This window comes from Spirosoma migulaei (assembly GCF_054776855.1).
Genome location: NZ_BAAHBG010000036.1, coordinates 69,693 through 79,165, shown reverse-complemented (window position 1 = coordinate 79,165; position 9,473 = coordinate 69,693). Strand labels below are relative to the sequence as shown.

Annotated in this window: 6 protein-coding genes; 1 reads left to right on the top strand and 5 read right to left on the bottom strand. The window is 40.9% G+C overall.

Annotated elements, in window-relative coordinates; genetic code table 11:
- The first annotated feature begins 255 nt into the window (after positions 1-255).
- Complete coding sequence (locus tag ACYVGO_RS32800) at positions 256-3,006, top strand: hypothetical protein (RefSeq protein WP_460972961.1); 2,751 nt, start codon at positions 256-258, stop codon at positions 3,004-3,006.
- 388 nt (positions 3,007-3,394) lie between these two features.
- On the opposite strand, the gene ACYVGO_RS32795 is transcribed toward ACYVGO_RS32800, so the two are convergent.
- The 5 genes from ACYVGO_RS32795 to ACYVGO_RS32775 form a co-directional block, all read right to left on the bottom strand.
- Positions 3,395-3,688: a hypothetical protein gene (locus ACYVGO_RS32795; protein WP_460972960.1), complete on the bottom strand. Its 294-nt coding sequence runs from the start codon at positions 3,686-3,688 to the stop codon at positions 3,395-3,397.
- The gene (locus tag ACYVGO_RS32790; protein ID WP_460972959.1) at positions 3,660-4,322 is read right to left on the bottom strand and encodes an AAA family ATPase; all 663 of its coding nucleotides are present in this window, start codon (positions 4,320-4,322) and stop codon (positions 3,660-3,662) included. Before ACYVGO_RS32790 ends, ACYVGO_RS32795 begins: the two co-directional genes overlap by 29 nt.
- Before the next feature lie 91 nt (positions 4,323-4,413).
- Positions 4,414-4,590: a hypothetical protein gene (locus ACYVGO_RS32785; RefSeq protein ID WP_460972958.1), complete on the bottom strand. Its 177-nt coding sequence runs from the start codon at positions 4,588-4,590 to the stop codon at positions 4,414-4,416.
- Positions 4,591-6,129: 1,539 nt separating this feature from the next.
- Positions 6,130-8,793 (bottom strand): permease prefix domain 2-containing transporter, encoded by a 2,664-nt coding sequence (locus tag ACYVGO_RS32780; protein WP_460972957.1) that lies wholly within the window; start codon positions 8,791-8,793, stop codon positions 6,130-6,132.
- Between the two features lie 15 nt (positions 8,794-8,808).
- Positions 8,809-9,147, bottom strand: coding sequence for a PadR family transcriptional regulator (locus tag ACYVGO_RS32775; RefSeq protein WP_460972956.1), 339 nt, complete (start codon positions 9,145-9,147; stop codon positions 8,809-8,811).
- Between the last annotated feature and the right edge of the window lie 326 nt (positions 9,148-9,473).

The following is a 9,473-nucleotide window of genomic DNA, read 5'->3' as shown; positions in this document are numbered from 1 at the left end:
CGAAACCTTAACAGTCTCAAAAGTCAATCTACTCTATTAGCTAAGGCTGCGTAACATCAGTTATTTATTCAAAAACACTTTACTCAACTTAACCATCTTCGCTTATTAACTATAGGGCTTCTAATTGATTGGAGTTATAATTTACTGTATGACAATCGTAATGCTCTTTCCCAGAATGAAATTCAGGCTGCTAAGTCTATCTTATTTTCGTATTTAGCGGCAGTCGAGAAGAAGGACAATGTGTGGAGAAACGAAATGCTTAAGGATAGTATAAATGGTCTAATTGAGGTGGCCTTTATATTGACACCTTATGCCCAAGATGAAATTAAGTTATTGCTTCAACGAGCAATGCCTGGATTAAATGACCGGTATGACCCCCACCCCCGTTCTTTATATGGTAAGGTTCGTAAAATGGCTCTTTCTGGAGTATACAACCGCCCATTAACTCGATTCTTACCAGAACAGATAATTGCTTTGGCCAGAGCAGTTTGGTTGCGTAAAAAACGACCGAAGTTTAACCATCCACTATTAGGAGAAGATTATGATGATTCATACAGTATGGATCACGATTGGCTTGATCAGGATAAACCATATGGTTTAGAATCACACTTACACTTTGGACCTCCCGGTATTTACAATACACCAGTTTTAAATTTACTTCAATCCAACCAACAGTACGGGGTAAATTTTGTACTGGAAATGGTTAACTACTGTACAGAACATTACGTGCGATCTGGTCGGTCAAAAGACGATGTGCCCATTCAAGTTAATGTGATCTTATCGGATGAATCTGTAATTCAACAATGGGGAAATCATGTATTGTGGCAGGTGTACCGAGCAACTGTTGTCGCATCGGATATACTGGAATCAATTCTGATGAGTTTGGAAAAGTACCTGTTGGATTTGGCCGCTTACAAGTCGGATAACAGTCGAAGCCATCTACAACATCTATATGAATATTTGTTACGCCACTCGAGTTCAGTAGCAATTAGCAGCGTATTGACAAGTGTTGCGATGGCTTACCCTGAAGAGGTTGGCCAGGCAATGCTTCCACTGCTGAGTACCCGTGAGTTCTATCAATGGGATTGGAAACGTGCATTAGAGGATCATGCTGGTGCATTAGCAATCGTAGACTTCGATATACCATATGCTCAGAAAGAGCGTATTCAGTCGAATAGCTTACCACATCGTAAGCAATATGGTTCTGGATTATCAGAATTTGTGCGTCATGTGCAATTCAATATTGGAAGTTTCAATAAGATGTTACATGAGCGTTTTGACCGTTTAAATCGGGACGTTTCTATAAACGATATCTACTGGCGTAAACTATTAAATGAAATAGATAGTCGTAAGTGGGAAATTCGCCACTATGACGAAAAGTTAGGTGGTTTTATTACAGAGCCAAACTATGAACCAGACGTACAAGTCATTGTAAATGAACATAAGCCGCTACAGGAACAGATCGATCAAGCTTGGACAGATAAAACTTGGATAGATAACGTCTATGAACAGAAAGACGAAGTTGTAGCCGTCTATGAAGTATGGCATACAATTTATGAAAGATATCAAGCTACTGAAAGTATTGACACGAGGTTTGACCGCCCAGTTATGCTCGCCATAATCGGGTTGAGAGACTTAAATGCTGACTTGACAAATGAGGAGCAAAAATGGTCCTTTGATATGATATTTATAGTTATCGAATCACTCATTCAGGTGGTTGAAGGAAGACGACATGATATTGAGTATGAACTGCATATTTCACCACATGAGCGAAATCCTGCGTTAACGTCCCTACCGCTTCTTTTAAAAAATGCTATTAACCAAAAAGCAGAGGAGTTAGTAGTTAAGCTCTTATTTAAAGTTCTAATAACCTATTTTGTGAATTATGAAATAGAGCCTATTCTAGCCTCTTTACGTGAGCAATTATGGGAAGTGAATGAGGCTGTCGCTAACAGAGTCTGGTTAAGCTTAGTACGATTTGCTCAAGTTCGAAAAACCAATGAAAAAGAATATTGGAAACTTTATAACAATAAAGAATTACAAAAACAGGTAGCTCATTCTGAAGAACTTTTTGTAACTAAAGCATTATCAGAGAAAATTACTGAAGTTATTGACTTTAAACAGATCAATTTTACAACTTGGGAAAGCCATTTATTAATAAGGGCATTTATGATGCTCCCCTTCAATAAAGAGAATGATCAACAATTAACTTATAGAAAGTTTTTGTTACCACTGTTTTTAAAGGGACTAGAGAGAGAATACGATCAAGAGGGGCATTATAATCAAAGACCGCTTATCTATCCTGAAGACCAAAGTAGTTTACAAGAATGTCTTCGAGATTATTTACTTAACTGTACCAACAAAGATGCGACCGATGTATTTGAAGTGCTCCTGCAGCAAATAATGTCACCCGAATCTTATCATAGTAGTAGTTATCAATTTGTTGAGTGGACATTGAAACGAATGATAACTGAAGTAGATCAGATTGTATACAATAAGCCCGAATCAATAAGTGTACAAACCGTTACAAATTTCTGGCGTATCTGGGATCAACTTTATAGCGTGCTCAAGAAATCTGATAAGCATCCATTAGCCAGCTTGTTGTTCTTAGAAATTGAGTGGCATAAGAACAAAGTACATTGGATACCACTGGAAGGAAAAAAGAACTTCATAAAACGAGTAACCGATCATTTTGGTCCATCCCACATTGGCTCTTTAATAAAATTAATTTCAACGGTTGGCGACCAAACGTTACTACCAGTTGGATTACATTGGGTCACTACTATTTTAAGCCAACATCCTGATATACTTCCTACCCTACCATATAGTGCAACCGAAAGGCTGATTGATCGACTATATCAACGGTACATCATTTCCTTAAAGACCGAGGTATATCTGTTAAATGATTTTATCTGGTTGTTAGATCAGATGATAAACTATGGCTCGTCCCAAGCTTACATCACGCGTGAAAATCTAATTACATATAAAAAAGTTAGTGGAAGGTGAATTTTTTAATTTAAAGACCCTTCAGCTTACAGATCGAGCAAAATGTTCAGAAAACCCCAACCTTGGTCAAAAAAAGTGAACGATTAAAATGAACCGTTTTTCTGAGCGCAAAAAGCCCCGTTATAGATTACTTCCCTCCTACCCGGCCACCGTTCAGAAAAACCTCCGAATAAAACCAGGACGAAACATAGCCGTAATCCGGTTATGTACGGGCCATTTTTCAAAGCATTGAGCTTTTAGTTTTAAAGGACTTAGATACGGGCTTATAATAAACCAATAACCAACGGCTTCCCTCCTACCCTTCCGTTTATATTTAAACGACTGGTCGTTTTGATTCAAATAGTAAGTAAAATTGCAGGTTTGAGACACGCTCTCTACATAGATAGAACTACATAGAATATTTACGTTTCTCGCGCGCCATTTTTTCTTCTATGGCTTCTAATATCCAATCGTGGGTCGATATGCCGAGTTTTGGGCTGGCCAGTTTGCGTGGTCGTTTGGCCCGTAGCCCTTCTATTTTATTAAGAACACCTTGCGTCAAGCGCAGGTTGAAGAATTTAACCGTATCGTCGTCTATAGGCTGGGCGTCCTTTTTAAGGGTAGAACTTCCTTTGTTGATTACAGCTTCGATTTCTGCTTCTGTCGGCTGTTTCTTACGCTGTGGCGGGAGTGTTGTGGCCATGTAATACGATATTAAAAAGTGCGTTAATTTCTGCGACAGCTTTCACATCAGGTTGCTCGGTTTCAAACACGGCAAGCCCTACCCCTGCTGCGTTGCTGAACGCTTTGCGGTTACTGATTGGGTACGGCAAAAACTGAATTTCTGGGTAATTAGCCAGTGCCAAGGCGACTTCGCGGTTATCAGCGCTTCTGATATCAGCACGGCTAAGAAATGTATAAACCGTTAACGGTTTGTCACGGATCGACTGAATTTCATTGATCACGTCAATGACCTTATTAATGGTCCATAAATCAAAGCTACGTGGGGCAAACGGGATCATGGCCACATCAGCTACTGACAGAGCCGCACGTTGGCTAGTGGTATCCCTTCCCCCTGTATCGATCACAATATGATCGTACTTTGACCGCATACTATCGACTTGTTTACGTAGGTTAGCTCCGGTCATATTCACCAGCGTATAGCCTGTATCCCCTTTTGTCTGTTCGCGCCATGCGGTGAAGTCGCTGGACGTCTCCTGCTCGTCACCATCGACCAGTAATACGTCATGACCCTCTTTAACTAGCCAGGCAGCAAAATTGACTGCTAACGTGCTCTTGCCCACGCCACCCTTAATTGAATTAAAAGAGATGACCATTTAGATCGAGATTTAGTATAATTTATTAATGCGGTAAATATATGAATAAAGATTTATAATCCTAATACTTCTAGATCTTTTTTTGATCATATTAAGATGAGGAAATAGATGTAGATTTTGATGTAAAAATAGATCGTAAGTTGTGGGTAATCTGCACACGTGGAGCAAATGGGATCATGGCTACATCAGCCACTGACAGAGCCGCGCGTTGACTAGTGGTATCCCTCCCCCCTGTATCGATCACAATATGATCGTACTTTGACCGCATACTATCGACTTGTTTGCGAATGTCTCTGATCATTCACCAGCGTATAGCCTGTATCCCCTTTTGTCTGTTCGCGCCATGCGGTGAAGTCGCTGGAACTTCTCGTGTTCGTCGCCATCTACTAGCAACACATCGTGGCCCTCTTTAACCAGCCAGGCGGCAAAATCGACCGTTAATGTGTTCTTACCGACGGCGCCTTAAGCGCGTAAAAAAGTTAGCCTTTAGATTCAGATTTAGTATGGTTTCTAGGTGCGAAAATAGTATGAAAAACAGATGTGAAAATAGTATATCATTTGTAAAGTTTTAAGACAAATAAAGATTTTGATTTAGTAGTAATTTAGATTTAAAATTAGATGCAGAATTAATACAAAAATAGATGAGGATATTTATCTAAATTTAATAGAAATAATCATGTTAAATTTGCTAAGAAATTATATCTAATTTTCTAACAAATTTAGATGTGTAATTAGATGTGTAATTAGATGTGTAATTAGATGTGTAATTAGATGTGTAATTAGATGTGTAATTTACTTTATTTTGGCCTTATTTCGTACATAATGTGAATATTTAAATTTATAAATTATTCATTATCAAAGGTATATGGACATTTTTCTAAATACAAAATTTATGCAGATTTACTCAAGTATCATAAAATGTTCAATCTATCTATGAAGTAATATCGTATAAACTAAAGCAAATATTACCGTTAACAACTTATCTGATATAATCGCACGACATATAAAAAGAAAATTATTAGACTTAAGTAGAACAGTTAAAATATACTAGCCGGAAGGCAACGACCGCATCAATGACGACAGAGACATCTTGGTCATTGAGTGTTTGGTCGATTCTGTCGATGGCCTGAATATCTTAGTGTTTGTGAACGACGAATACGTTGTCTATCGCCTGAAACTGATGGGGTAGGGGAGATGGTGTGACTAAAAGATGATTATACGCCTTTGAGCCGCAGAGTAGACCGTAGTTGCATCTGTTCGACTAAGCCGTCTAACTCAGCATAAGAGTCTGGTAATAATTCAGCGGAAGAAGCTTTAAAATAAACATTATTTAGTCGGACAACCTGCCCTTTGTTATAGGCAGGGTTGGACGAAGCGTTAGGCAGGGTAGGCGAAGAGGGTAGGGGTGTGGAGCTTTCCACTGCCGGTACTGATGGAGGGCGATGGGAGAAATAAGCAACGAATCTGTTTAATCAAAGATTACCATCTCCTGCCTAGTCCATACCCGATCGTATTGATTGCCACTACCTGATTAGTTTGGTAAAACATATGCTGTTCGGTAAACGTTTGAGTAAATCTAAAAAACTGACGTCTACAGCCGACCGTCAAATTAGTCTCACAAACTAATCTATAATGTGAGAATTTGATTTTAATTAATGAGATGACAATTTGAGACTGAAGCTTGAATAAAATGAATTTGCCATGACAACTACTGTAAGCATCTCTTTAAACGGGCGTTTGGTGCGACATACCTAACTGCCAAAAGCATCGACGATTGATCGATGCTTTTGAGTCTTGATCGATTGGGTTATTCGCTACGCAAACTTTTTACGGGGTTCAATAAGGCAGCTCGTATACTTTGAAAACTGATCGTCAATAGCGTAATCACAAGTATGAAGGCAGCCGCTAACAAAAAGAGGGAGGGATGAATCGTGGTACGATAGGCAAAGCTTTGCAGCCAGCCATTCATGGCCCACCAGGAAATCGGGAAGGCGATCAAACAGGCCATCAACACCAGGATCAAGAAATCTTTCGATAACAGAAAGGCGATACTACTGGTTGAAGCACCAACTACCTTACGGATACCAATCTCCTTTTGCCGTTTTTGTGCCGTAAAACCCGTTAAACCGATCAACCCTAAACAGGTTATAAATATGGCCAGAACCGTAAAATAACGGGACAACACCGAAATCTTCTGCTCGGCTACATACAGTTTCTGGTATTCATCATTCAGAAATGTATACTCAAGCGAATAACCTGGATTATACGCTTTATAAAATCGTTGCAGATTCGCTAGCGTGGTTTGTTCATTTCCCACTTTCAGTTTAACGACAATTAGCCTTGCTTTCTGATCATTGAGCACCAGCAACAAGGGTTTGATCGATTGATGAAGGGATTCAAAATGGAAATCGCGCACTACCCCAATGACTTCTTTCTTCTCATCACCCAGTTCGATTACTTTTCCGATCGGGTCTTTCAAACCCATGGCTGAAATGGCTGTTTCATTTAACAGAATTTTAGCGTGATCACTGCCAAATAAAGGCGAAAAACTTCGTCCTTTTGCCAGCTTCATCCCTAAGGTTTCGACCATATCGTAGTTTACTTCTAGATCTTCAAACGAAATTTCCTCACCTGATTTTTTCCCTGGCCAGTTGAGGTTACTCGTCGTCATATAACTTCCCTTTAAGGAATGGGTCGTGCTAGAGGCATTCACAATGCCCGGTATGTGCTTTAGTGCCGAGATAAAATCATTTATATTCTCGGCTGCTTTGGCTTCGGGCTGAAAATAGATAATATGATCCGTGGTGTAGCCCAGGTTTTTCGATTGAATAAAGGCCAGTTGGTCAGTAACGATGAATACGCCCACAATCATGATGATCGAGATCGTAAATTGAAAAATAACTAAGCCTTTTCGAATCCAAACTTCACCGAGTGAGCTTTTGATTTGGCCTCTTAGAATGGAAAGAGGATTAAACGAAGACAGATACAAGGCAGGATAGCTTCCGGCAACCAAACCCGTAACCAAAGAGATGGTCAGAAAAACTAGAGTCTGATTTAGGGTAGGCGTAAGAACAATCTGTTTTTCGGTAATCTGATTAAAAATCGGTAGCAGAACGACTACCAGAGTAATCGCCATCAACATAGCTAGCATCGATAGAGCTATTGACTCCCCTAAATATTGATAAATTAATTGGTTTCGGCTGACCCCGATTGCTTTTTTGATACCGATCTCCTTCAGCCGTTTGGAGGCCTTAGCGGTCGATAAATTCATGAAGTTGATGCAGGCAATGGCGAGGATAAATAAGGCCACAATCGCAAACAAACGGACATAGCCAATTCGGCCACCGGCTTGTTGGCCATTTTGATAGGTGCCATACAAATACTGATCAGAATATTTTCGAATAAATAAAGTGACGTTTGAGTCTTTATTTTTGGTTTTGACAAAATCCGCTATTTTCTGATTAAATAGATTCCTATTCGTAGTACCCTTCAAGAGCAAATACGTACTGGGGCTGCTAGCCTGCCAATTATTTTTGAAGCGGGGTAGCAGATCCATGAACGTGTCAAAAGGCAAGACTAGATCAAACTGTTGCGTTGAATTCGATGGAGTATTGGCAAAGACTCCAGCAATACGACCTCGCCCTTTCCAGTCTAATAGTTGCCAATTGAGCACTTTTCCAAGACTATTCTGTGAGGAGCCGAATAGACGCTTGGCCAACTCTTCAGAAATAACGAGTGCATTTTTATCGGTGAGTACTTGATTCTTATTGCCACGGAGGAGTTTATAGGAAAATACATCAAAAAAAGAAGCGCTAGCAAATTGAGGTTTAGCCTTTACCGGTTTACTTGGCGAAACGAAAACGACAGCCTCTGGAAAAAAATGAGCCGGCATAACCGTAACGGATTGCTGAACTTCGGGTAGTTCGCTTAGCATAGATTCCGCCAGCGGAGCCGGTGTCCATTCGACGGTTTTAATGACCTGGCTGTTTTGCTGATTTTCCATGACTTGATAGAGCTGGCTATCCTGTTGATGGAATTTATCAACCCGGATTTCATCGCTAATCCATAGGTAAATGAATAAAGCGCAGGCCAAGCCCGTCGACAATCCAAGTAAATTTAACCCGGTCGAGAAGCGGTCTTTCACTAAGCTTCTCCAAGCAGTTTTGGCATAGTTTTGTAACAGGTCAGTCATAGTAGGCTTGGGATATTGATCGAAGCGTCGATGGTACGGCACTCCGGTCGTTGGTTTTCGTTTATAAAAGAAGGGCGTCAGACATTGTAAAACAGCCCAGCCATACTCCCGCCTAGCTTTGACCGGGCTTACCTGTTGGAGCCGTTTGTAAAACACCTCTTGTAAATCACCTTGTACGTATTCCAACAGGTGGGGAGCTACAAACCACTCCAAGAGCCAATCGGCCCAGCGGGGCGGGGAGGAGCGTTCAGGTTGAGGAGAAGGAAGCTTTCGAGCCATGACTGTAGAAAAAGCTTATAGGCCCAACAGTTGAAACTTACCCTCTGGAATTGCCTGCCAGAGCCGAGTGCGCATTTGCTGAATCTCCCGCAGGACTTTTCCTCCTTCGGCCGTCAGGGCAAACAGCCGCTTACTGCGCCCTCCTCGCTCGGGAGTGGCTCCGCCTACTGAGGAGGCCAGAAAGCCTTTTTCTTCGAGTCGGTACAGGGTGGTATGCACAGCGCTGATGGTGAAGCTGCGCCCGGTCTGCCGTTGGAGCTCTTCCAGGACGGGCACCCCATACACGTCCTCGATGCTGGTAGCCACCACCAGTAACACGAGTTCTTCGAGTTCGCCCAATACCGTCTTTTTCATGGAATGTTATCTGATTCAATTAGATACAATATCTTAGATCAAATCGGATGCCGAAACTAAAAATGCCTTTTAACGGGTTTAAAACAAGGTAAAGGTTGTTGAGTCTGTCCAGAAACGGACAATTTGCTGTCCATGATTGGACGCTGACTACTGAATACAGGCTAAGGCAGTCAGGGTAAGAATCCGGATGAATGGATAAAAGCGTGGTTATAAACGGCCTATATTAATTCATGATAAAAATGGCAAAAAGCGGGCTGTATGTAACGTTGTCACTCAGAGTACTTATTCTCAAAATACCCTCCCAATTGAGACGAGGTCGTGTCAAT

Excerpts from the sequence above, each read along its gene's own strand:
- ACYVGO_RS32795 (WP_460972960.1), bottom strand. The coding sequence starts at position 3,688 with ATGGCCACAACACTCCCGCCACAGCGTAAGAAACAGCCGACAGAAGCA.
- ACYVGO_RS32785 (WP_460972958.1), bottom strand. The coding sequence starts at position 4,590 with ATGCGGTCAAAGTACGATCATATTGTGATCGATACAGGGGGGAGGGAT.
- ACYVGO_RS32800 (WP_460972961.1), top strand. The coding sequence starts at position 256 with ATGCTTAAGGATAGTATAAATGGTCTAATTGAGGTGGCCTTTATATTG.
- ACYVGO_RS32780 (WP_460972957.1), bottom strand. The coding sequence starts at position 8,793 with ATGGCTCGAAAGCTTCCTTCTCCTCAACCTGAACGCTCCTCCCCGCCC.
- ACYVGO_RS32775 (WP_460972956.1), bottom strand. The coding sequence starts at position 9,147 with ATGAAAAAGACGGTATTGGGCGAACTCGAAGAACTCGTGTTACTGGTG.
- ACYVGO_RS32790 (WP_460972959.1), bottom strand. The coding sequence starts at position 4,322 with ATGGTCATCTCTTTTAATTCAATTAAGGGTGGCGTGGGCAAGAGCACG.